Raw genomic sequence first — 332 nt, 5'->3', positions numbered from 1 at the left:
AGGCTGTACCTGTAGTAGTTGGGCATGGAGGCGATCTCTTCCTTTACATTCTGGCCTTCCACTACAAAAAGAGGCACTATAAAGTCATTGGGAGTAATAATAGTTTCCCTTACCAGGCTTCTTATTGCTTCGTTTGTTCTAAGTCTTCTGTTTCGTATGAGCATAATCGTCTATTCTGTATTCGGGGTTCAAAGTTCAAGATTATTTTGTTCATCAAAAAGATATTGAGGCTTATATTCCACCTCATAAAGTTTTAGGAATTTCTCATATTCTTCTCTAAAGCTATTCTTCTTATGATGCTCTTTCTGGTGTTCAATGTAATTTATGGCGGA

Annotated in this window: 1 pseudogene; it reads right to left on the bottom strand. The window is 37.0% G+C overall.

The window, feature by feature from the left end:
• Positions 1 to 164 (bottom strand): annotated as a pseudogene (locus tag HC176_RS18260) (porphobilinogen synthase); the annotation flags it as partial.
• Positions 165 to 332: the final 168 nt, after the last annotated feature.

It is taken from the genome of Tamlana crocina (assembly GCF_012037625.1).
This window is presented reverse-complemented; position numbering and strand designations above follow the sequence as displayed.